Source organism: Clostridium sp. (assembly GCF_029267215.1).
Taxonomy (GTDB): domain Bacteria; phylum Bacillota; class Clostridia; order Clostridiales; family Clostridiaceae; genus Sarcina.
Window position 1 is genome coordinate 47169 of sequence record NZ_JARIDH010000071.1, and the last position, 24542, is coordinate 71710.

Genomic DNA, 24542 nt, shown 5'->3' on the forward strand with positions numbered 1-24542 from the left:
AAAAAGCACCTATTTTATTGATAAATTGCTTTAAAAATAGGTGCTTTTTATATGGTAATTTATTTTTTTAAAACAAATTGGAAAAAATTATTAAGATGTGATTATTATCATTTTGTTTAATCTATAAAAATATTAATATAAATATATAAGAAATTTTTAAATACTAATGCTTGAGTGCAGATTTATTCTCTACATTGAAACAATAGTATTTGTCTTACTAGGAGGTAATACAAATGAGTAAAGAAATTATTGATATTGAAGTAGAAGAAATAATTCCATTTAATGATGCAGCAGACATGGAAGAATTTAAAAAATTCCTTAGACAATATGGAATAGAAAATGCATTAGAAGATACTACACTAGATTATACTAAGAAAAAATTAGAAATGTTATTAGCATTAGCAGAAGATGGAGAAAATCCTAAATTAGCTAAGAACAAAAATATATTAAAAAGAATTCTAGATAATTTAAAAGAAAGAAAAGAAGAAAGAGAAGCAATGAAAGCTTTAAAAGAAGTTTTCAAAGAGTATGAAGAAACTTTAGCTGAAGATTGCGGAGATCTTATTAATACTAAAGAATTAGATATGAAGATAAAAGAAGCTTTAAAAGAGTATAAAAAATATGAACATTTTAAAGCACACGAAGAGCAAATAGCTCAAAAATGGATTAGAGAAATTGATAAAGAAGCTAGGGAAGCTAAGAAAGCTTTAAAAAAAGAGTGTAAAAAGAAATAATTTTATATATTAAAATAAAGGCATATGAAGAATATTCTCCATATGCCTTTTAAGTTGTTTATTTCAAATTATTATGCACTAAGAAAATTGGGAATAAAAAAAAGATTCTGATAAATAGAATCTTTATATGGTTGCGGGAGCAGGACTTGAACCTACGACCTTCGGGTTATGAGCCCGACGAGCTACCAACTGCTCCATCCCGCGTCATTTAATTGTTTTTTTATACTCTTAACTATACGCTTATTAATATATAAAGTCAACTAAAATAAAAAAATATTTTTTATTTTAGCTTTAAATAACTAGAAGTTTTAATATTGTGATATATAATAATGTTTAGGGAATATATTAGTAGTTGTAGTTCAGGAGGAAAAATGTTTGGCAGAGGTTTCAATGAAGCGTATGAAAGAGCTTTAGAACTTAAAGATATGTTTTTTTCGGAGAGAGAAAAATATTGTGAAGAAATAAAACATGAAAATAGAGAGATAAAGCATTTAGTAAACAAAATAAATGAAGAAAAAATATATATCTTAGAAACTCTAGTTCCAAAGTATGCAAAAAATATGAGCATTCTAAAAAGAAAAGCCATAAAAGCCACCTTAGGAGAGGATGCAAGTACAGAGTATATAATTAAGGATTATGAAATGAGATCTATAAAGGAACTTTTATTAATTGATTATAATGAAAAATCAATTTTAGAGAATATAAAGAAACCATTTATTAAGGTTTTTAAGATAAATAGGATAAATAAAAATTTAGATGAAGAAATGATGGAAATACAGGTAGCTAAGGATGAGATGAAAAAAATATCAGAATTAGCTAAGACAGATAAATATAAACTAATAAGTATATACAAACTTTTATGTTCTGCAACAAACTTAGGTGAGGCAATAGAACAACGATTTAGAGATTTTATTCCTATGATAGAGAGTAGTAAACTTATATATGGTGATTGTAATATAGAAAAACGTAGCTATAGAATAGATAAACTTTTAAAGTGTTATGAAGGAGTAACCTTATTTTTAGTTAAGGTCTGTGAAACTAGATATAGAATAAATTCTGGAGAGAGAATAAATTATGTTAGTGATTCCTTAATAGAAGAACAGTTTAATGAATTATATTCTTTGAAAGAAGATTTCATGGATATATAAAATTTAAATATTCTAATGGTAAGTAGTATAGTAAATTAGGATTTAATTTGCAATAAAATGTAATAAAGTGTAAAATAAGTTTCAAAGTGTAATTAAAATTTATTATTACATAGAATTTAAAAAAGAGGATGTGTAAAATATGAATGTATTAGTAACTGGAGGACTTGGTTACATAGGGAGTCATACTTGTGTTGAGTTATTAGAAGAAGGACATAATGTAATAGTTATTGATAATTTGGTTAATAGTAAAGAATTAGTTAAAGATAGAATAAAAGAGATTTCAGGAAAAGAAGTTAAGTTTTATAAAATGGATTTATTAGATAAAGAGGGGGTGGATAAAGTATTCTCAGAAAATAAAATTGATGCCGTTATTCATTTTGCTGCATTAAAAGCTGTAGGAGAATCAACTATAATTCCTTTAGAATATTATAACAATAATTTAGTTAGTACTTTAGTCTTATTAGAAACTATGAAGAAGTACAATGTTAAGAAATTTGTATTTAGTTCATCAGCAACTGTTTATGGAGATTGTGAGATAGTACCTTGTCATGAGGAATGTCCATTATCAGTAACAAATCCATATGGAAGAACTAAACTTATGATAGAAGATATATTAAGAGACTTATATAAATCAGATAATTCATGGGATATATGTATTTTAAGATATTTTAACCCAGTAGGAGCTCATAAGAGTGGATTAATTGGAGAAGATCCAAGTGGAATACCAAATAACTTAATGCCATACATAACTAAAGTTGCTGTTGGTGAGTTAAAGGAATTAAGCGTATTTGGAGATGACTATAATACTCATGATGGAAGTGGAGTTAGAGATTATATACATGTTGTTGATTTAGCTAAAGGTCATACAAAGGCTATAGATAAATTAGAAGAAAATCCAGGGCTTGTAACATATAATTTAGGTACTGGAAATGGATATAGCGTTTTAGACTTGGTTAAAGCTTTTTCAAAAGCTAGTGGAAGAGAAATCCCTTATAAAATTACTTCAAGAAGACCAGGGGATGTTGCAGAGTGTTATGCAGATCCATCAAAAGCTAATAAAGAGTTAGGATGGAAAGCTCAGCATGATATAAATGAAATGTGTGAAGATTCATGGAGATGGCAAAGCAAAAATCCTAAGGGATATAATATATAAATTTTTAAAATTTAGACAAATTTATGATTAAAGTTACATTAAAGTAAAATTATACTATCAATACATTGAAAAATTTTTTGAATAATAAAGAAATTATGCATATTTTATTGAATTTTTAACCAAAATATGATACTGTCTACATATAGTGAATACTTTAGCGTGTTAGTATTTATTTTGGATTTGGTTGGAGAAATTTTTCTTCAGCCTTTTTTTTATACAGAGTTTTTTTACATATGATTTTAATTTAAAATAAAGTCTTATTTTATTATGAAAACCCATTATAAAAAAATACTTCTAATCATATATTTTCATAAGAAGATTAATAATTTTTAGGAGGAAGATTTTTAATATGGAGACTATAAAAAACATTATACAATCCTTTTTTACTCAAAATATTTTGGGGTATATAGGGATTTTATTAATAATAAGTGTTATAGTATTAGGAATCATCTATAACATAAGAGTTAAAAGTAAATATGAAATATTTATAAAGGATTTTAAAGATAGCAATTGGATTGATAATGGAATTAAAGGTAATAAAGAATTAAAATTTTTAAATAGCGAGCTTAAAGCTATAGCTGATGAATTTAAATTAAGTGCTAACAAAGGAACTGAAAATATAAATACTGAGGTAATAATTCAAAAGAACATAGATAATAAGGTTTTAAGAGAAGAAAGCATTGCTAATATACTTCCTTCAATATCCATAGCACTTGGACTTATAGGAACATTTTTAGGTTTAACCATAGCTATTATGACAACCACAGGTATTCTATCACAAGGAACTCAAAGTATGGCTGATTTTTCAAGAGGAATGAATGCACCTTTAGCTAGTATGTCTAGTGCTTTTTGGACAAGTATTGTGGGGGTTATAGGCTCTGTAATATTAAATAGTTTTAATATTAATATGAAGAGGGCTAAAGAAGATTTTTATGATGTCTTTGAAGATTATTTAGATAACGTATTATTTGCTAATTACATGAAATCAGATAGGGATTTATTTAATGATTTTATGAAAAAATCAATGAATGAAATGACAAGTAGGTTAGAAGGAATATTTATTCAAGGAATAAACAATTTAGTTCATGGAATTAATAGAAATACCTTAGATATGACAGCCACAGTAAAAGGAATAGAAACTAATATTGATAAGATGAATAAACATATGAAAGATTTAGAAAATTTAGTATCTGACTTTAGGGTTTCAGTTGCTGCCATAAGAAATCCAATAAAGAATTTTGGGGAAGATTTAAATAACTTTAGTAAGATAAGTACGGAGTTTTGTAGGTCTATAGGGGTAAGCAATAATAAGTTTAATGTTACGTCTAATAATCTAGAAAAGAGTTTAAATGAATTATCTAAGTCTATGATGGATAATAGACGGGAGATTAATAAACTTTGTATGAGGTTAGAGGCTCAAAGTAATGATGTTAAGAGAGGATATAATGCATTTAATGATGTATTTAAAATAATAAAAGAGGATAGAGATAAAAATACAGAGATTGTTTCAAGACAAATTGATAAGCTTAATGAGGGATATAGAGAATTTGAAAAGGGTGTAAATAAATTCTCAGCTAATGTTTCTAATATGAAAAATGAAGTTTCTGATGGAATTTACTATGCACTTCAACGAGAAACTCAAACCCTTTCTAATAGTATAGTAGATAGATTAAATGTACCATTAAGAGATATAAATATTGCTACAGAGGAATTAAATAAGAGTACAAACAGAATAAGAAGAATGGGAAAGGTAAGTGAAGAGGAAAGAAATAATGGGAAAGAGATAGGAAGGTGTTAATAGATGAAAGTAAGGAGAAGAAAATATAAAATGGAACAAGAAGTTCCATCATATTGGCCTTCCTTTGTTGATGTTATGACTACAGTTACCTTAGTATTTTTCTTTATTATGTTAACTTCTATAGGAGTTTCTAGTATTTTTGTTGATAATATTGCATCTGAGAGAGAAACTATTTATGATAGGATTCAAAGTGAACTTAATGAATATGCTGTTGATGAGAATGTTATGAAATTTGATAGGAAAGAAGGAAAGATAGATATAAAAACTGAAACTTTTTTTGATAGTGACAGTTCAGTTTTAAAGGGAGATGGGGTAGAATTAGCCTCTGAATTAGGGGGAATATTTTTTAAATTATTAAATAATAAAGAGATAAAAAATGAAATTGAATATATAGAAATTGTTGGTCATACAGATTTTGCAGGAGGAACTATTCATGGAAGAAAGCTTTCTACAGAGAGAGCTATAAGTTTTTTAAACACAATGATGCCTGAAAATAGTGAGCTTGAAAATCTTCATGGAGAAAAATTTAAAGCCTCTGGTATGTCTGAATTTGAAAATTATGAAACTAAAGAAGAGAGAGATAGAGGATATGATGAATATGATCTTGAGGAAACTAAAGAAGATAGAAGAATAGAAGTTAGAATGGTATTTAGCAATAAAGATTTAGAAGAAGCAATAAAAGAAAGAAATTCTAATTAAAAATAAAAGAGTATGTATTAAAATATAATAATAAAACTTACAAATATATTTCTAAATTTACCATATTTTGCTAAGAATTTATAATCATTACTTCGAAAATATCACTAAAGCTTAGAAACTTGCTACGCTTTAAGCAATCTAAGCTTTTTGAAGTGATATTTTCTACGTAATAATTTAAATTCTAAAAATCATCTAGATATTTTTTTCATATTATTTGTAAGTTTTATAAAAAGTTATTTTGATACACGCCCTTTTTATATTATTAAGTAAATATTTATTTGAAGATTTTTATTTTGAGTCTATTAATTTACTATCTTTTTCTAACTTATGTTTAATTTCTAAAGTTGATGAAGCTATATATTTTAAAAAGTCTTTTTTATTAAGTGGTTTAGAGAAGTAGTAACCTTGAACAATATCAAATCCTAAGTTAGTAAACAACTGAAGGTCAGCATATGTTTCAACACCTTCAACAACAGAAGTTACATTAAGTTTTTTTGCTAGTATAGATATTGTTTCAATAACTGCAATTTTATTAGGTGTTCTAGCATCTATAACAAATTCTCTAGGTATTTTTAATTCATCAAAATAAATATTTGATATTTGGCTTAATGAAGAATAGCCAGTACCAAAATCATCTATTGATATTGAAATACCATTTTCTCTAAGAAGTTCTATATTAGAAATAGTTTTCTTATTACTTTCTAAAGAAACATTTTCTAATATTTCACCAGTTATTAAATGCTTTGGAATTTTGTAAGATTTATAAATCTCAATTATTTTACAAATAGCATCATAGGATTTTAAAGTGTTTAGAGAAAGGTTTATACTACATTTAAACTTCAAACCTTTATCTAACAAATCACTTTGGAATTTACAGGCTTTTTCAAATACATACAAATCAAGAGAAGATATTTCTCCTAAGTTTTCAATTATAGGAACAAATTTTGAAGGTGATATTGTTCCCAAGGTATTATGCTTCCAACGTAAAAGAGTTTCAAATCCTACAAGTTTTAATTCTTTAACAGAAATTTTGGGTTGGAATACCAAAGAAAATCTATTATTTTCAAGGTCAGATTTAAAATCTTTTTTCAATATATTTATGTGTTCCAAATCAGTTTTTAAATTATCATCATACATAATAATTGAGTTATCATTAATATTTATTGTTTTAGCTCTCATTAAAGCATAATCAGCTTCTTGAATAATTAAATCAAGAGCAGTATTTGATTTATTTAATGAATACCCTATATTAAAATTAACATGTATAACATCTGAATTATATTTTATATTAATATTTTCGAAATTATCAAAGAACTTAAGTATAATATCAATTTGATTAAGTTTTGATACTAAGGCGAATCTATTACCGCTATATCTACAATAAAGAATATCTGAATCTAAGAAAGATTTAAGTTCTTTAAATTTATCAGATACTTCAATAAGAACCTTATCTCCTGCAATATGACCAAAAATATTATTTATATCCTTAAAGTTTCGTATATCTATAAAGAATAATGCGTAGTTATCTTTTCTAACTTCAAGTTTTTTCATAAAATAATTTCTACTATAGATATTTGTTAAATGGTCAATTTCATTTGCTTTTTTTACACTTCTTATAAGTTTTAAGTTATCTTTTCTTAAAATAATATCTCTAGACACTAAAAGTAACATAATAATTAATATTATAATTAAACTTTCAAGTCCATTTAAATCATTATTTATTATTGAAGATAAAACTATGTATATGGTAGCAAATGTTACTGGGAATATACATATAGTTAAGCTTATCCAAGAATTATTTATATTCATATAAGAATCATCAATTAGATTATCATTTATTTTATTTTCTTTTTCTAAAGTAGAGTAATATATGCTAAAGAGTATTAAAAGTGAGCATATAAAGTCTAGATTTATTCCTTGATATAAATAGTGATTGTAGAAAATATTGTTATTAAAATAAGAAATAATATAGTAATTTAAATTAGAAAAATAAAAATATATTAAAAGCAATAAACTACTTTTTTTATCGTTTCTTAGGTAAATAGTCTTAACAAATAAAAGGATTATAAGAAACCCTTTTAAAAATATGAAAATACTATTCATCTTTAATAAAAATAAACCGCAAATTGAATTACCTAAAAAATAATATGATGCAGCAAAATACTTTGAATTTTCATAGATAATAAATGCAAATGGTATAAATATAAAAAAGGAATCTTTAAGTATATAGTCACGTAATAGCTTATATTTAAACATATCTTTTATTAATAGGTAAATCATTACACATATAGCTAATGATAAGACAATTAGCTTAATAATTTCTAAAGTTATTGTTTGATATACAGGAATTTTTAATATACCTGTTAATTTTACTATTAATATCAGTAATAGTTGAGAAGCTTGAAGCAATACAAAGGTTAGTCTAACTGTATTTAACAAACTTTTAGAAACTCTATGTCTAAATGAATATATAATGCAGACAATACTCTGAGATACCCAAAATGTGAAAGCAAAGGACCAACAAAGGTAGTCTGGCAGTAAAATCTGCTTAGTAAATATAGATATTAGAGTAATTCCTAGTACCAATAAGCTTAATATAAATTGAAGAGTAAAAAATCGTCTTACTCTATAATAGTGGCATTCATTCATAGAAACCTCCAAGATCTATTTCATATTTTTCGCAATAAAAGTTAACAATTCATTAATAGTTTATTAAATTTAGGAAGTTTGTGTCAAATAGATAAAAGATAAATAAAGCTGAAATACCGATTTTATAAAGAGTATACTAAGTTTTAAAATAAATTATGTATACAAATGAATATTATGGATATTTATGAAATAAAGTTAAGATATAGAGATAAATTATGTTATTTAAATGTTATGAACATGAAAAATAAGAACACCTTTTTAAAAATTTTAGATATATTTTGTTAGTTAAACATAAAATGGAGAGGATAGGATGTTAGATTATTTTAAAGAGTTAGGGGTTAGTAGAGAAGCATCTCAATATGAATTAAAAAATGCATATTTTAATATGACTAAGAAATATCCACCAGAGAAATATCCAAAGGAGTATAGGATTATCAGAGATGCATATGAAACATTGAAAGATAAATCAAAAAGAGAAGAATACATTTTGGAAGTTTTTGATATAAATTCTAAGATGATTTTAGAAAAAGGAATAAGTCTAGCTAAGAATGAAAGATATGACTTAGCAATAGAAAATTTTGAGAAGGTATTAGAAAAATATCCAGATAATATAAAGGTTAAAAAAGATTTAGCAGTATGTTTAATAAAAGAGAACAATCATAATAAAGGTGCAAAGATATTAAAGGAACTAATCATAAGAGAACCTAATAATATTGAAAATTATAAGCTTTTAATTAATTCTTATGTTGAAAACAATGATATTAAAAGTTTAGAGGGAGTTTTAAAAAAAGGCATAAACTTAAAGAATACAGAAGTAGAGTTTTATATAAAACTTTATGAGATATATAGTGAAAGTGAGCTTAGAGATTATGAAAAAGCGATTAACATTTTAAAGGAAGGTATAGAAAATAAAAATATAGACTCTCAAAATTATAAGCTTTATTTAAGATTAATAGATATTTTAGATAAGTTAGATTGCAAGAATGACTTTAATGAGAGCTGTTCCTATCTAGGGAAATTTAAGCTAAAGGATAATTATGAAGAGGTTAGAGAATATATATTTAATCTGGCTTACAGAGTATTAAAAGAGTTTCATTTTAAGAATGGAATAAAACTTACTTCAACTTTATTAACCTTAATTGATGAAACAAAAGATGAGGAGTATTTAAATGAAATAATAAGTCTTAAAAAACTTTTTATAGAATTATATGAACTTAAGAATGATGAATCCATAGATAGAGCTTTAAAAACACCAATTTATTATATGGTTATAAATAAATTCTTACCTAAGGATAATGAGATTGAGGATGGATTTAAGAAAGCTTACAGCAGTTTTTTTAATAAAAATAATTGTGAGAATTTAGATTTACTTGGTTCTGTAGCAAATATTAAAACTAATCACAAGGATATATATAGGGTTACTAAGGGATTTTGTAATGATGTTGTGAACATATGTAGTAAACCTCAAAAGTCTAGTATAAAAAATAATAAGACTTTTAATATAAATTTAACTAATAAGGATAAAGGAAAGAAATCAGAAACTTCAAAGAACTTTTATCTTAGGCAGAAGGAAGATGGAGTAGTTAGAAGTATCTTTAAAAAGGTATTAAGAGGAATAATGGATAAATAGTGAGGGGGGACTGGTTTGAACTATGAAGAAGAATTATTGAATATTTGCAAAAGAAAAAAGAATACTGAAATTTTTTTTGAGGAAAAAGGAGTTAAGGACCTTAAAAATTATATAAAAAGAATTGCTATCCAAAATGAAAATTTAACTCAAGATTACATGGAAGAGATTTATAAAATATCAAACAAGATAGAAAAAATAAGTTTGTATATGCAAAGTAAAATCGAGGATGAAGAAATAAGAGAGAGAAGAATAATTAAGGATCTTGAGGTTAGGGAAAAAAGATTTGTAAAAAGCTTAGTTAGTATTTTAGATAATATTAAATATATTTATGACTTTAGTTTAAAAACTAATAATGAAATTCTAAGTGAAGACATGGGTAGTTTGTTTAACATAGTAAAAAAATCAATGGTAAATGTAGATATACTCCTTATTGATGGAATGGAAAACTTTTTTGATGAAAGCTTACATGAATGTGTAGGTACTATTTGGGACAACGAAAGAAAAGATTATGAAATAGCAGAAGTTTTAAAGGTGGGATACATATATAAAGGAAAGATTGAGAGGAGTGCTCAAGTAGTAGTAGTTAAAAATAAGGAGGATATAGTAGATGGGAAAAATAATAGGTATTGATTTAGGAACAACTACTTCAGAAATTGCTTATGTTAAAGATGGTAAGCCTTGTATTATAAGGAATATAGAAGAAGGGGATGAGCATGTAATTCCTTCTGTTGTTTCTATTGATGGAGAGGAGATTAAGGTTGGAAAAAAAGCAAAGAATCAATTGCTTTTAAAGCCTGAATTTACTGTTTCAGAAGTTAAAAGGATTATGGGAACTGATGAAATTATAAATATTCAAGGAAAGGAATATAAGCCTGAAGAAATATCAGCATTTATTCTCAAAAAATTAAAGGAAGTTGCAGAGTATTTTTTAGGAGAAGAGGTTTTAGAGGCTGTAATCACAGTGCCAGCAAATTTTAATGATATTCAGAGAAAAGCCACTAAAAATGCAGGTGAAATTGCTGGATTTAAGGTTGAAAGAATTATAAATGAGCCTACAGCAGCTGCCATGGCTTATGGAGTCGATAACATAGATAAGAATGGAAATATTCTTGTTTATGATTTTGGTGGAGGAACATTTGACGTAACAATTTTAGAAATGTTTAATGGCGTTTTAGATGTTAAGGTTAGTAGAGGAAATAATTATTTAGGTGGAAAAGATATAGATAATAAAATCATAGATTATGTTGTTTCAGAGTTTGAAAAATCCTCTGGAATAAAGTTAGATTCTTCAGATAGTAGAACTTTGGCAAGACTTAAGGAGGGGGTAGAAGAGGCTAAAAAATCTTTATCAAGTTCAAAGATGGCTGAAATTGTTCTTCCTTATATAGGGATAGATAGAGATGGAAATCCTATAAATTTAGAAATGGTTTTAACTAGAGATGAGTTTGAAGAGAATGTAAAAGATATTATAGAGTCTACTGAACTAATAGTAAATGAAGCTTTAGAGGATGCTAAGCTTATTGATGATGAAATAGATATTGTTTTATTAGTTGGAGGATCAAGTAGAATTCCTTATGTAAGAAATATGCTTGAGAAAAGATTTAAAGGAAAAATAGCAAGGGGGGTTAACCCTGACGAGGCTGTTGCATTAGGGGCTTCTGTACAGGCTGCTATAAAAAATGATATTCCAGTTGGAAAAAAAGGGTCAATAATTGTCACTGATACTTGTAATTACACATTAGGGGTGGCATTAAAAGGTGGTATATTTGATCCAATTATAGAGAGAGATTCAAAACTCCCTGCCAATACAACTAAAAGATATTGTACTGTGGTAGATAATCAAACTGAAGTTTTAGTTAGTGTATATGAGGGAGAAAGCAGATATATAAATGATAATACTTTAATTGATGAATTTATTTTATCAGGAATACCAAAGGCAGAAACTGCAAAAGAGAAGATTGATATAACTTTTACTTATGATTTAAATGGAATTTTAAATGTTTCAGCAGAGATACTATCAACAGGGGAAGAAATTTCTAAAATTATGTCTACAAAAGGTCTTTCTAAGGAAGAGGTTCAAGACCTTAAAGAAGTTGTTACAAAGAATGAAAATAAAAATGATTTAGTTCCTTGGAAGTCAGCAAATCTTTTTAGATTAGTTGAACCAAATTTCAGACTTGCAGAAAGAAAGATACCAATGCTTCCAAGTTCAGATAGAGAAAAGCTTCAAGAAATAATGACAGACATGAAGGAGGCTATTATAGATAATGATAAGATGGCTTTAATGAAATTAGATGAGGAATTAACAGATTTCTTATTTGATTTTGTTAACTAAGTTTGGTGAAGTTTTATATGGATATTAGAGAAGAAAATTTAAATCTGATATATGAAAAGGCTTTAGAATTAATTGAAAATAAAAGATTAAGCGAAGGAAGAGAGTTATTAGAAAAAATATATATATCAGGTAATAGAAATGTAGATGGGTTAAATATTTTAGGAGTAATAAGCTGTTTATACTGCGAATTTGAAGAGGCTAAAAAATATTGGAAGGAAAGTATAGAACTTGGTGATGAGTATAATGAGGCTTATTTATTTTTAGATGACATAAATAGTTCTGATTTTGAAAGTTTAAAAGATAAATATAAAAAGTCCATAGAACTTATAGAAAATGAAAATTATGAAGAGGCAATAAAAATAATTGAGAATATAGAAGAGGAAAGAAAGGAGTTTTTAGAAACTAAAGAGATATTAAGTTTATTATATATGCTAAAGAATAAACAAGCATTAGCTTTAAGTAAGATTAAACTAGCCTTAGATAAGGATGTTAGCAATATAAAGTTTAAAAGCATATATGAGAATATTAAAAATAACATTATTTCTAAAGAGGAGAAAAATGGAAGTTTAGATTATGACTTAGCTTTAAACTTTACTTTTTCTGAGGTTATTTTAAACTTAATAATGATTTTAAACTATAAAATTAATGAGGTGTATGAGGAAGAAATTAAGCTTCAAAATGAAAAAATATATGAATTAGAAAAAAGGTTAGAATTAAAAGAAATTTAATAATATGTTTTTAAATACTATAAGATTAACTCCTATTATTTAGTTATAATATGTAATTAAGTAATAGGAATTTTTTTGAAAAAATTATAGGGGGAAAGGATGGTGGCATATGAATAAAAAAAAGACTATAAAGACAATATTTTTGGTATTATTTTTTCTTTTAATAGGATCAATAGCTCTTGGAATGTGGGGAGCAGTAGCTTTTTTAGATAAAGTTGAAAAAGTAGAAATAAATAAAGATAACCTAGATGCTAATAAAGAAGTAAGCAAAGATATTATAAACTTAGCTTTATTTGGAATAGATAAAGAAGGGGGACAAGGTAGATCAGATTCAATAATGATTTTAACCATAGATGAAATTCATAATAAGCTTAAATTAACATCCATAATGAGAGATTCATATGTTGAGATATCTGGTAGAAATGGAAAGGATAAAATAAATCATGCTTATGCATTTGGTGGCCCAGAACTTGCAATAAAAACATTAAATAATAATTTTGGACTTAATATAAAAGATTTCATTGCTGTAAATATGGATTCACTTCCTGTTATTATAGATAAATTAGGTGGGGTTGATATTAAAGTTGAGGATGATGAGTTAGGCTTAATAGAGGGGATTGATTCTAATGGAGTTCATAATTTAACTGGTAAACAAGCTTTAGATTATGCAAGAATTAGATATACTGATGGTGGAGATAGTAGAAGAACCTTTAGGCAAAGGAATATATTAAATTCTATTTTTGAGAAACTTAAATTTACATCAATTGATGAATACCCAGGATTAATAAGTGAAATTTTACCCTATATTCAAACAAGTTTAAATAATAAAGATATGTTATCCTTAGTAACTAAGTTTGCAGAATTAATTCCTAGTGGATTAGAACAGCAAAGATTCCCTAGAGATAAGGATATGAAAAATATAACTATTAATGGAATATATTACTTGGATTTTGATAATTCAACTGTAAGAAGTGAGATTGAAAGTTATATATTTGAAGATAAATTAGAAAAATGAGGATTTCTTAAAAGAAATCCTTATTTTTTGACAATTAATATTTAAAAATATTAAATATTTGAGAATGATATATTAATTCTATTAATGTTATGGTAAAATATTCATATGAATTTGTAGAATTTAGTAACTAAGGGTGATTAAATGAGGGTACTAATAATTGAAGGTCAGAATTTTATAAGCAGGTATATAGCTAAAAAGTTTTTTGAAGAAGGAAATGAGGTTCATCTTCTTGGTGACTGCTCTATAAAAAGTGATTACATAGTTCACGATATAAAGGTAGAAGATGATGAGTTTGAAAGTTTATTAAGCAAAGAACTTTTTGATATTATAATAGATTCATCAAAAATAAATAATGAAAAAAAAGTGTTTGATATAAATGTTAAAAACATAGAGAAAATCGTAAAATTGTCAAAAAATAATAAGGTTAAGAAATTAGTTTTATTATCAAGCACAGACATATATAAAGATGATTTATATATTGATGAGAAAAGCAAAATTATTCCTAAAAGTGCATATGGAATTAGTATGCTTGCTTATGAAGAATACTATAATATTTATAAGGAAATTTATAGTGTTGATCTTAGAATTTTAAGAATATCTAATATATATGATTTTGATTTAGATAACACAGATAAAGAACTTAGGGAAATTATACTAGGTTTTTTTAATGAAGAGAAAATATCAAATTCGCTAAGTGAGAATTCAAAAGATTATATATGCATTAAGGATGTTGTTGAAGGTGTTTATAAGGCATCATTTAGAAGCGGAAGTTATGTATATAATTTATCTTATGGAAAAAGTTATTCAGGAAAAGAAATATTTGAAATACTTAAAGTTATAGAATTTAGTCATAAATATTCAAGGAGAAAAGATAAAAATAAATTTGAATTAAGTAACAATTTAGCTGTTAAGGAGCTTGGATGGAAAACTAATGTTTGTTTTGAAGAGGGTATTTATTTTTTAGTTAATTCTTTAAAATCAAAAGAAGTTAAGAAAAACAAAAGAAATAATAAAATTCTTTTGTTTTTAATATTTAATATTCTTTTGTTTCCTGTTATGTGTTTTTTTTGTAATAAGGCTAACACTGAATATGAAATACATATTTTAAATTTAGTAATGTTTTTAGGCGTATTAATTTCTTCTATTCTTGGAGTTAAAGAAGGATTAATAAATGGACTTTTTGCAAGTGCAGTACTTATTTTTAGAGTTATTTTAGGAATTTATTATAATGATGCAAATTTAGAGAGATATATTGCTTGTATGATAAGCAATGTAATTATGTATATAGCAACAAGTTTACTTATTGGAATTATAATTGATAGAAATAAAAAAGAAATTAAAAAAGTTGAAATTAAGTATAATACAATGCGCGATAAATTTAATTTCATTTGTAAGTTATATAAAGAGGATTAATAATTTAAAATAATAAAAGAAAGGAGAGCTACTAGTCAATAGATTAAAAAGCTAATCAAAAAATATATAGTTGACTATGTGTTAAGTAGCATTAAGATATGATAGATATACATTCACATATAATACCTAATATAGATGATGGTTCAAAGGGCATTAATATGTCATTAGCTATGTTGAAGAGAGCTTGTGAATCAGGAACTAGTAAAATAGTTGCAACACCTCATTTCTTTAGAGGATATTGGGTTGAAAATAAGAAAGTAGTTAAAGAAAAGGTTGACGAATTAAATAAACTAGCTAAGGATAATAATTTAAATATTGAAATATATGCAGGACAAGAAGTCTTTTTTACAGATCACATATTAGAAGATTTTAATAATGGAGAAATTGGGACTATAAATGGCTCAAGATATATGCTTATAGAATTTCCTATGGATAGAATTAATTTTCAAAAGGCTATAGATGGTGTTTATGAGCTTAAAATAAGAGGAATAGTTCCTATAATAGCTCATCCAGAAAGATATGTTGATTTTATAAATAATCCAGAAAAGATAAATCAGTTTATTGAAGAGGGATATCTATTTCAATTAAATGGAGGAAGTATTACTGGAATGTTTGGAAAAGAAGTTAAAAAAACAGCAGAAATATTCTTAGAACACAATATTTATAGTTTCCTAGGTTCAGATGCACATAGTGATGGAAATAGAAATACAAGTTTAGAAAAAGCATGTGAAACTCTTAATAAGTTAAGTAGAGGTTTAAGCAAAAGATTTGAACAAAATGCACTAGCTTTACTTAATGATGAAAAGTTAACATTCCATGGGGAAAAGGTTAAAAAGAAGAAAAAAGGACTTTTCTCATTCTTTAGAAAGTAATTCAGGTTTAAAATAGGTCTAAATAAAAAAAAGTGATGTATGCAACTAATTTTGCATACGTCACTTTTTAAATTCTTTTATTTATAAAATTTGAGTTGTCTTCCATAAGTACGGAGAATTGGGTTTTCTTAATCCAGCCGTTACAGTTTATTTTTGACTCTGTATTAAGTAAGGAGTAGTACCAAATTTCATTGTTTATTTCAGCTTCATCAATAATTTTTACTTGAGTTTTTTCTTTGAGTTTATTTATAGGATATGAATCATCAGATGGTGCTAAGTAAATTGTTGCATGAGAAAGAGTAACTCCATATCTAAATTCAGGTTCATTATAGTTTATTATTAAATTTTTTTTGATTTTGATTTCTGATTTATTATGGGATACCCCTTTATATTTTGAAAGTTGATTATTTAAGGTTAAAATTTGTCTTTTGTATTCAATAACCTTAATATTACACTGATAAAAAACAAATCCTACTGCACCTATGGCAAGTAGAATTACTATTACACAAAAAATAGCTACCATCTAAAACTCCTTAAAAAAGTATTTACTATAATATATTTTGAAAGTTTTAGATTAATTACATAAATTAATTTTAATAGTTGATTTATTATTTCAGTTATTTTTCTATTTTATTTTTCATGAAATCATCTCAAAAATATAATTTACTATATTTATTATTACATAATTTTATAAAATGGAAATTTATTGAAAGTGACTAATTCAAAAAATTTTGAGTTTAAATATAAAAAATATTAGTATTCATAGTAAGATAGATGTTTTAACAGTATTATTAAGGAAATGGGCTATAAATTAAGAAAAGAGGAGTTAAATAAAAGTTTTATTTACATTAAAATTTTTTTATGTGGTAAAATATAAATATACAGCGGTAGTTTTAATGGCGTAATTTCGGTGTTAAGACTATTTTTTTTATCTAAAAGAGTATGACTGCTAACTAATAGAAATGAAACATGAAAAATTAAAAACTAAATATAAATAAATTTTAAGAAGGTGAAGATTTAGTGTTTAAAATCAATGACTATATAATGTATGGAAATGTTGGGGTCTGCAAAGTTCTAGATATTACTAAGGAAACAATTATGGGTAGTGAGGAAAAAGAATATTATGTATTAAATCCTATATATTCTAAGTATTCAAAGACTACATTAATAAAAATACCTACTGATAATGATAAGATTTTTATGAGGGAAATAATTTCTAAGGATGAAGTTGATTCATTAATCGAGAATATTCCTAATCAAGAAACAATTTGGGTAGATAATGACAGAGAAAGAAGCGAAGAGTTTAAATCAATGATTAAATCAGGAAAATGTGATGATTTAATCACAGTTATTAGAAGTATAAGATCAGATAAGGATAAAAGAAAAGCAACTAATAAAAAAGTTTGTAAAAGTGATGAAGAAATATTAAAAACAGCAGAGAAGATGTTACATCAAGAATTTGCTACTGTTTTAGATATTAAACCAGAAGAAGTAAAAAAATACATAAAAGCTCATATGCCACATTAAATTCAAAAGATAAAATAGTTAGAAAATACTTTAGTAAAATAAATTAAATATATAAACTGTATTAACGGTGTAGAATATAATTTTATATTCTACACCGTTTTTTATAACTTTAAATTTTGGCTCTGTTTTAAACTAGTGTTGATTTTAGATATAACTCTAAACCGCTTATTAAGTAGGTCTGAAGGGATAGCTAAAATCAACACTCTATTAAAACAGAATCTAAATTTAAAATAAGGAGTAATTTAGTATAAAAGCTCATAAATGTTTAGTTTGGAAAAGAGTTATTGGTTTGGAAAAGAGTTAGAAGGTAATACTACTTAACTAAGGGTTTTAGAGGAAATATTAAAGGTTTAAATTTATAACTTCAGGGGAAAATACTGAGTATGAAAATTTTTGAGGTGAATATATGAAGGAATTAGATAGATTTTTTAGCAGGTTAGCATTAATAAATTTAAATGAAATAATAGTAATATTAGTTATCATGCTTATGGTTTTGATTATAAATAGGGTTGTTATAAAAAATATTTTTAAGGTATTACGAAAGTTAACTAGAAAAACTAAAAATTATTTTGATAATAGTGTTATTATAGCATTAGAAAATCCATTAAAACTTTTAATATCCTTCATAGGAGTTTATTCAATATTTAAGATTATAAATATTGATTCTTTAAATTTAGAAGTTTTATCTACATATAAGATAATTAAAGTTGGTGTAATAGCTTCTTTTATTTATTTTGCATATAATTTAACCTTAGTAAACTCATTATTATATAGTAAGCTTCATAAAAATGATAAAGGAAATACCATAGTTTTTCCTTTTGTATCTATAATAATAAGGCTTGTTATACTTTTAATTGGAGTAATAATAATTGCTAATGAATTTGGATTAACTGGTTTTATTGCAGGACTTGGGGTAAGTGGAGTTGCTTTTGCACTGGCTGCTCAAGACACTTTTTCAAATCTTTTTGGAGGTATGGTTATTGTTTTAGATAGACCATTTTCTATAGGAGATTGGATTCAGGCTGGAGATGTTGAAGGGGTAGTTGAAGAAATTACATTTAGAAGTACAAAAGTTAGAACTTTCTCTATGGCACTTGCAACTGTTCCAAATTCGAAGCTTGCAAATAATAATATTATAAACTGGACTCAGAGAAAGCTTAGAAGAATACATTTTAAATTTACTATAGATTGTAAAACATCTGTGGAGAGTATAAAAAATTCTGTGAACAAAATAGAGTATATGCTTAAGACTCATGATAAAATAGATAAAAATTTAATTATAGTGAGTTTCAATGAACTTTCAACATATGGTTTTGGAATTTTTGTTTATTTTTATACAAATCAATTTGAATATCTTGATTATGAGAAGTTAAAGCAAGAAATAAACATAAAAATATTAGAAATCTTAAGAGAAGAAAATGTGGACTTAATGTTTTTAAGATTTGATTTTAACACTCTTGATAAAGGAGGAATAAACAATGGATTTGAAAGTAAGGAGCTTGAAAGTTTAAAAAATATCACTGAGGAGGAGAGAGGTATATGAGTTTAAAATTAGAGGCATGTATAGGAAATTATAGGGAAGCAAAGAGAGCCACAGAACTTGGAGCTAGTAGACTTGAGATTTGTGATAACTTAAAAGAGGGGGGAACTACTCCAAGTTATGGAACAATAGCTAAATGTAAAGAAGATTTAGATGTTGATATGAATGTAATAATTCGCCCAAGAGGAGGAGATTTTCTTTATTCTAAGGAAGAATTAGAAATAATGAAAAGAGATATAGAACTTTGTAAAAAAGTTGGGGTTACTGGAGTAGTTTTTGGATTCTTAAATGAAGACAATACATTAGATTTTGAAACAACAAAAGAGTTTGTTGAATTATCAAAACCACTTAGTATAACTTTTCATATGGCATTTGATGAAATTGAAAATAAATTTGATGCCTTAGATAAGATAGCATCTTTAGGAATAGATAGAATTCTTACTAAAGGTGGAAGTGAAAGTGCATTTAAAAATAAAGAGTTTTTAAAAGAGTTAGTTGAATATGCAGGAGATAGAATAATAATACTTCCAGGTGGAGGAGTAACTAAAGAAAATTTTGGAGAGTTAAGAGAAGTTACAGGGGCTAATGAATTTCATGGAAGTAAGATAGTTGGAGTCTTATAAATATTTGTTTTAAGTGAGTATTAATTATAAAATTTAAAAAAAATTAGTGTTCTGATTAATTTTAATAATATTTAATTTAATGTAAAAAGTATTTTTGATAATGTAATTTAGTTCATTATCATAGAAATACTTTTTATTGTTGTGTAAGGAATTATTAAAAAGTGGATATATATTAATAAAATAATACAAGCTTTTAAATATTTCCGTAAAGAGGTTATGTATCTTAGGTTAAAATGTAGTATGAGATCCTATAAAACAACATAGAAGTGACTAAAAATAACTCTTAACATATATTAAAAATCTTTTTAAATAGTAAAAAATAACTCTTTACAAAGTAAAATGAATTATGTTATATTATAAATAACAACAGGAAGTTCTAAAATAAGAAATAACTTAAATAAATATAAATAACTAATGACTAAATAAAATTTAAGCAAAAGATTTAAATGTAATTAATAATTAAATTGAATGTAAATACTCTGTAATAAGTAGATTGTATAATTAAATTATAGGAGTATTTGTTTGGGAGTTGGTAAATGTGTTAGAGAAGATGATATTAAGTGATAAAGAGTGTGAACATTTAACAAAAAGTATTGCAGGTGGAGTTGGTATAGGACTAGCTTTAGGTGCAATGGTTAATAATCCTCAATTTTGGTTTGCTTTAGGTGGAGTAGTTGGAGTACTGTATTCATTAATACATACATTAATAAATAGAAGTAAAAAAGTAAACTAAATAACGAAATTACCAATTAACATAAAATAAAAAATATTTTGTTTGTCCGGGTTTTATAGTACAAAATTAACATAGTGTTAATTCCCCCTACTTAAACTATAATCCCTTTAATATAAAATTTATAGATGACAAAAAAGTAGTAGATTTTTATAATCTACTACTTTTTATTTATACTAAATAAACTTTATACGAAGATGTAAAATAAATGCTTAAAGCATTAAAAAATCTGTATATTTAAGATAACAGCAATAAAAATAGAAATAAATAAAATGGGGTTGTATCAAAATATAATAATAAAACTTACAAATATATTCCTAGAATCACTAGATTTTGCTAAGAATTTATAATCATTACTAGGAAAATATCACTAAAGCTTAGAAACTTGCTACGCTTCAAACAGTCTAAGCTTTTTAAGGTGATATTTTCTACGTAATAATTTAAATTCTAAAGCTCATATATATTCTTTTCATATTATTTGTAAGTTTTATAAAAAGTTATTTTGATACATGCCCATTTTCTATATGTAGATTATGAGCTACATACAGGTTAATCAAATAGATCAGATTTTTGTTTTACAGTTATAAATGTTTTAACCATAATATCATCCATATTATTTGGCATAAACATACTTTGATTTTGATAATGTCCATATTCAGAATTAGGATACATCATTTGATTATTAGAATGCATAAAGCAGCATTCATGTGAGTTTTGATAATTATAAGGATTCATCATATGTCCATACATATTTTTGTATACATTTTTATATAGATTTTTCTTTTGCATAGGCATGAAAGAATAATCTGTATTACATCTAATATTCATTGGAACTAGTTTGAAATCTTCATCATTATCTTTATAATTTTTCATAAAATCACTCCTAACTTAAAAGATAGCTCATAATAGAGTATATTAAGTTAGGTGTGTAAAGTTTCCTTAAAAAATTTAATTTACTATTAATTTAAATATTTGATATTTGCCAGTTTATAGGGGCTTTATTAATTGACTTTAAAAATTCGTTTGTCTGAGAAAAAGGTTTTGAACCAAAGAACCCTCTAGTTGCAGATAATGGACTAGGATGAACAGACTTTATAATTTTATGTATAGGATTAGTTATAATTGCTTCTTTTGAAATAGCATTTCTTCCCCATAATATAAATACTATTGGTTCATCTCTTTTATTTAGAAGTTCAATTATTCTATCAGTAAATATTTCCCATCCCTTTCCTTTATGAGAATTTGCCTGTCCTTCTCTAACTGTTAAAACAGTATTTAATAGAAGAACTCCTTGCTTTGCCCATTCTTCTAAGAACCCATTGTTAGGTATGTAACATCCTAAATCAGAATTAAGTTCCTTAAATATATTTCTAAGTGATGGAGGTGTTTTGACTCCATGTTTAACTGAGAAACTAAACCCATGAGCTTGATTTGGACCATGATATGGATCTTGACCTAATATAACAACCTTAACATCCTTATAAGCAGTAAATTTTAATGCATTAAAAATATCATACATACTTGGATGAATAATTTGCGTTTTATATTCATTTATTAAAAATTCTCTTAACTTTAAGTAATAATCTTTACTAAACTCATCCTTTAAAAGATTATCCCAATCATTATTAAATTCAGCAGCCATTAAATAGCACTCCTTTTCTTTAAATAAGTTTCTTTATATCAATTTTGTAATCTTGAAATTTTATATTAATATACAATATTGATCTTTTTAATATTTTATCTTTGTTAATTTTAGTAATGAAACTTTATATTAATATACAATTAAAATTTTATACTTAATAGTTTTTTATAACAAGAATAGTATATTCAAAAGTTTTAACTGATTTAAATTTATTACAGAGTTATTTAAAATATATTTATTTACTAATTTAACTAAACTTTAGATAACTATCCATATTACATAAGTTAGAGATTAATTTTGAAAATTAATTCTCTGCTTTTATTTTTATAACTAATCCATATTAAATAAGTTAAATATCAATACAATATTCAGAAGAAGTAATTTTTAATGCTATTAACATCCATATTAAATAGTTAGAAATTAATCTATCAAAGTTTTATTTAAAAGATATGTTTTAAGCCAGCAATAATTTTTATGCCTTTTTGAAATAAAATGATTTCTTTATCTAAAAGATATTTTTTTAGCTAGTGTTGATTTTATATAGAACTTTAAGATAGAAATTACACCTTGTAAAACATTAGAATAAGAACTCTATTGATTTTATATAGAACTTTAAGACTATATGAATAAGTATTTTAGAATTCCATTGAATATGGAAGAATAATGGTCTTAAGAAGTGGAGTTGTTTAATCTAAGGGAGTTTCTTTAGCTTTAGCTATTATATTCTTTAATATTAAAACTTAAATAAATGACTAAAAGATTATTTAAAGTATTAGACTGGCTGTTATTCTTTAATATTAAAATTTAAATCGCTTTGGATACTTAAATGGTGGAGAACTAAAAAATGCTGTTATTATTTAATATTAAAACTCAAATAGGAAACACCTTTTCACATTTATTCGAAGGTGTAAATACAAAATTTTGATTTTCACTTAAAACTAATTAGGTTTTATAGAATAGCTAAAATCAACACCATCTTAAAATATAACCTATCTAAAAGACAAGTATTCCATGTATTTTTGAATTAAAATAAATAATTATAGAACTAATTTAATAATATTTTCATTAAATAAATGATATTCTTAGTAATATTCATTAAATAGATGATATCCGTATTAATAATATAAACCTTATAATATAACTAATTTACTATTATTTTTAAACTGAATATATAAAAGGTTTCTACAAAAAACTTTGGTTTGTAGTATAAAATATTCAATTATTCTCACCATATATGGAGATAAAAAACAGAGCTTGGGTATTGTAATGACAAAAACTAATACATTAGGGCTAAATAGTGGTATAAAAAACCATAATATGATAGCTATGTTTAGACAATCGACAATCCTAAAATGTGGGATGACTTTTGTTAAGAATATATAAAAGGTTATCAATTAGTGATTTTGCCACAAACTTTTGAGATAAATAGGTTATATTAGATAAATTTACAATATTAGCTATATTGTCCTTTTATTTCATTATTATCATCTTTAAGATTTTCTATGGTAAAAACTTATAATATTAGTTGTATTGACTGAGAAATTTACTTAATTAGTGGTTAATAAGCTAAGTTTAAAATTAATAAAGACATATTGAAAGATATATCAAGATAGATTTAATGAAATTTTATATATTTTAATGGCTTTATTGAACTTTGCATAAATTTTAAGTTTTAGAGTATTAGCATCATAGCAAGTCACATAATTTTATATTGGTAGCAAGATAAGTATAAATTTTTTGAGACTATATCAAAAATAGTAAAAACAAAATTTTATATTTATAGATTGAACTACAAGTTTTACTAATATCTATTTATTATTTAAAGTTTTTATAGAAAAACAAAAACAACGTTTATTTATTAAAAAAATAAGAAAAAATAAGAAAAAATATATACTTAAAACTGTATAAAACCATATATTAACATAAATTGTGTAAAAACTTATCCAAGTGTGTCAAGATATGAATTATAAAGAAATTTAGAGAATTTTAAAGAATTAAATATCTCAAATCCAATTTTAACAATATTTATAATATGGATGGAGAAGAATAAATGGTAAGATAAATCTCGTCGCTGAGGTACACGACAACAACTCAACAAAATAAATTAAAAGTTTTGAAAAAAAGTTGTTGACAAAGTTTCAATGCGGTGTTAAAATAAGAAAGTCGCTTGAGGGCGACAAAGAAATGGTCTTTGAAAATTAAACAGAAGATATTAACATAAACCAGCAATTCTTTTAACAAGTAATATGAGTATAGATTAAACTTTTAAATTGAGAGTTTGATCCTGGCTCAGGATGAACGCTGGC

At 25.1% G+C, this 24542-nt stretch carries 20 protein-coding genes and 1 tRNA gene; 16 read left to right on the forward strand and 5 right to left on the reverse strand.

The window, feature by feature from the left end:
* Positions 1 to 233: 233 nt before the first annotated feature.
* Complete coding sequence (locus Q1K13_RS11770) at positions 234 to 734, forward strand: hypothetical protein (protein ID WP_300351127.1); 501 nt, start codon at positions 234 to 236, stop codon at positions 732 to 734.
* A gap of 128 nt (positions 735 to 862) precedes the next feature.
* On the opposite strand, the gene Q1K13_RS11775 is transcribed toward Q1K13_RS11770, so the two are convergent.
* Positions 863 to 938 (reverse strand) — tRNA-Met (locus Q1K13_RS11775).
* A gap of 167 nt (positions 939 to 1105) precedes the next feature.
* Here Q1K13_RS11775 and Q1K13_RS11780 point away from each other — a divergent pair.
* The 4 genes from Q1K13_RS11780 to Q1K13_RS11795 all read left to right on the forward strand — a co-directional run bounded on the left by Q1K13_RS11780 (position 1106) and on the right by Q1K13_RS11795 (position 5532).
* Positions 1106 to 1882 (forward strand): hypothetical protein, encoded by a 777-nt coding sequence (locus Q1K13_RS11780; RefSeq protein WP_300351130.1) that lies wholly within the window; start codon positions 1106 to 1108, stop codon positions 1880 to 1882.
* 139 nt (positions 1883 to 2021) lie between these two features.
* A complete protein-coding gene (galE, locus tag Q1K13_RS11785; protein ID WP_300351132.1) occupies positions 2022 to 3035 on the forward strand; it encodes a UDP-glucose 4-epimerase GalE in 1014 nt (337 codons plus the stop codon).
* Positions 3036 to 3384: 349 nt separating this feature from the next.
* The gene (locus Q1K13_RS11790) at positions 3385 to 4833 is read left to right on the forward strand and encodes a hypothetical protein (protein ID WP_300351134.1); all 1449 of its coding nucleotides are present in this window, start codon (positions 3385 to 3387) and stop codon (positions 4831 to 4833) included.
* 3 nt (positions 4834 to 4836) lie between these two features.
* Positions 4837 to 5532, forward strand: a complete 696-nt coding sequence (locus Q1K13_RS11795) for an OmpA/MotB family protein (RefSeq protein ID WP_300351137.1) — start codon at positions 4837 to 4839, stop codon at positions 5530 to 5532.
* Positions 5533 to 5820: 288 nt separating this feature from the next.
* Here Q1K13_RS11795 and Q1K13_RS11800 read toward each other — a convergent pair whose 3' ends face one another.
* On the reverse strand, positions 5821 to 7341 hold the full coding sequence (locus Q1K13_RS11800; protein WP_300351140.1) for a putative bifunctional diguanylate cyclase/phosphodiesterase: 1521 nt from the start codon (positions 7339 to 7341) through the stop codon (positions 5821 to 5823).
* Between the two features lie 1150 nt (positions 7342 to 8491).
* On the opposite strand from Q1K13_RS11800, the gene Q1K13_RS11805 reads away from it, so the two are divergent.
* The 7 genes from Q1K13_RS11805 to Q1K13_RS11835 all read left to right on the forward strand — a co-directional run bounded on the left by Q1K13_RS11805 (position 8492) and on the right by Q1K13_RS11835 (position 16174).
* The gene (locus Q1K13_RS11805) at positions 8492 to 9811 is read left to right on the forward strand and encodes a J domain-containing protein (protein ID WP_300351143.1); all 1320 of its coding nucleotides are present in this window, start codon (positions 8492 to 8494) and stop codon (positions 9809 to 9811) included.
* Positions 9812 to 9826: 15 nt separating this feature from the next.
* On the forward strand, positions 9827 to 10441 hold the full coding sequence (grpE, locus tag Q1K13_RS11810; protein ID WP_300351146.1) for a nucleotide exchange factor GrpE: 615 nt from the start codon (positions 9827 to 9829) through the stop codon (positions 10439 to 10441).
* Positions 10419 to 12146, forward strand: a complete 1728-nt coding sequence (locus Q1K13_RS11815; RefSeq protein WP_300351149.1) for an Hsp70 family protein — start codon at positions 10419 to 10421, stop codon at positions 12144 to 12146. Before grpE ends, Q1K13_RS11815 begins: the two co-directional genes overlap by 23 nt.
* 17 nt (positions 12147 to 12163) lie before the next feature.
* On the forward strand, positions 12164 to 12874 hold the full coding sequence (locus Q1K13_RS11820) for a hypothetical protein (RefSeq protein ID WP_300351153.1): 711 nt from the start codon (positions 12164 to 12166) through the stop codon (positions 12872 to 12874).
* A 109-nt stretch (positions 12875 to 12983) separates the two neighbouring features.
* A complete protein-coding gene (locus Q1K13_RS11825; RefSeq protein ID WP_300351156.1) occupies positions 12984 to 13889 on the forward strand; it encodes an LCP family protein in 906 nt (301 codons plus the stop codon).
* A gap of 141 nt (positions 13890 to 14030) precedes the next feature.
* Positions 14031 to 15302: an NAD-dependent epimerase/dehydratase family protein gene (locus Q1K13_RS11830; protein WP_300351159.1), complete on the forward strand. Its 1272-nt coding sequence runs from the start codon at positions 14031 to 14033 to the stop codon at positions 15300 to 15302.
* Positions 15303 to 15400: 98 nt separating this feature from the next.
* Positions 15401 to 16174, forward strand: coding sequence for a tyrosine-protein phosphatase (locus Q1K13_RS11835; RefSeq protein WP_300351161.1), 774 nt, complete (start codon positions 15401 to 15403; stop codon positions 16172 to 16174).
* A gap of 67 nt (positions 16175 to 16241) precedes the next feature.
* Here the strand turns inward: Q1K13_RS11835 and Q1K13_RS11840 are convergent, their stop codons facing one another.
* Positions 16242 to 16697, reverse strand: coding sequence for a hypothetical protein (locus Q1K13_RS11840; protein ID WP_300351163.1), 456 nt, complete (start codon positions 16695 to 16697; stop codon positions 16242 to 16244).
* Between the two features lie 497 nt (positions 16698 to 17194).
* Here Q1K13_RS11840 and Q1K13_RS11845 point away from each other — a divergent pair, with 497 nt between their 5' ends.
* From Q1K13_RS11845 to Q1K13_RS11860, 4 genes are all read left to right on the forward strand, one after another.
* Positions 17195 to 17701: a CarD family transcriptional regulator gene (locus tag Q1K13_RS11845; protein WP_300351166.1), complete on the forward strand. Its 507-nt coding sequence runs from the start codon at positions 17195 to 17197 to the stop codon at positions 17699 to 17701.
* Positions 17702 to 18107: 406 nt separating this feature from the next.
* Positions 18108 to 19244, forward strand: a complete 1137-nt coding sequence (locus Q1K13_RS11850; protein ID WP_300351169.1) for a mechanosensitive ion channel family protein — start codon at positions 18108 to 18110, stop codon at positions 19242 to 19244.
* The gene (locus Q1K13_RS11855; protein WP_300351172.1) at positions 19241 to 19864 is read left to right on the forward strand and encodes a copper homeostasis protein CutC; all 624 of its coding nucleotides are present in this window, start codon (positions 19241 to 19243) and stop codon (positions 19862 to 19864) included. Before Q1K13_RS11850 ends, Q1K13_RS11855 begins: the two co-directional genes overlap by 4 nt.
* Positions 19865 to 20402: 538 nt before the next feature.
* Positions 20403 to 20597: a hypothetical protein gene (locus Q1K13_RS11860; protein ID WP_300351175.1), complete on the forward strand. Its 195-nt coding sequence runs from the start codon at positions 20403 to 20405 to the stop codon at positions 20595 to 20597.
* A gap of 546 nt (positions 20598 to 21143) precedes the next feature.
* On the opposite strand, the gene Q1K13_RS11865 is transcribed toward Q1K13_RS11860, so the two are convergent.
* On the reverse strand, positions 21144 to 21467 hold the full coding sequence (locus Q1K13_RS11865) for a hypothetical protein (protein WP_300351178.1): 324 nt from the start codon (positions 21465 to 21467) through the stop codon (positions 21144 to 21146).
* Positions 21468 to 21558: 91 nt separating this feature from the next.
* Positions 21559 to 22236 (reverse strand): uracil-DNA glycosylase, encoded by a 678-nt coding sequence (locus tag Q1K13_RS11870; RefSeq protein ID WP_300351180.1) that lies wholly within the window; start codon positions 22234 to 22236, stop codon positions 21559 to 21561.
* Positions 22237 to 24542: the final 2306 nt, after the last annotated feature.